Origin of the sequence: Streptococcus sp. HMSC056C01, assembly GCF_001811305.1 — a bacterium.
Taxonomy (GTDB): Bacteria; Bacillota; Bacilli; order Lactobacillales; family Streptococcaceae; genus Streptococcus.
Window position 1 is genome coordinate 1 of sequence record NZ_KV804211.1, and the last position, 325, is coordinate 325.

Genomic DNA, 325 nt, shown 5'->3' on the forward strand with positions numbered 1-325 from the left:
AGTAGTAAAAATAGTTGTTATCCTAGTTGATTAAAAAACTCTCTGATTTCCTCATCTTTTATAAAATAATATATAATTTTCCCCTCTCTTCTAGTATCCAAGATGTTTTGATTGGCTAGTTTACGAAGATGGTGGGAGGCAGATGCCATACTGAGATTTAGTAAACAGGCTATATCGCAGACACAGAGTTCTTCAACAGCAAGGAGATAAAAGATGATATTTATCTGTTTATTATTGGTAAATTTTGATAAAATGCGAAGTGATTTTTGGACTTTTTCCTTTTCAAGGTAGTTCGTTGCGGTTGTAACATTTTGTTGATTTATAA

At 31.7% G+C, this 325-nt stretch carries 1 protein-coding gene; it reads right to left on the minus strand.

Annotation, left to right across the window (positions count from 1 at the left end; translation table 11 throughout):
- Positions 1 to 17: 17 nt before the first annotated feature.
- The gene (gene cadX / locus HMPREF2795_RS08480) at positions 18 to 323 is read right to left on the minus strand and encodes a Cd(II)/Zn(II)-sensing metalloregulatory transcriptional regulator CadX (protein ID WP_261675858.1); all 306 of its coding nucleotides are present in this window, start codon (positions 321 to 323) and stop codon (positions 18 to 20) included.
- Between the last annotated feature and the right edge of the window lie 2 nt (positions 324 to 325).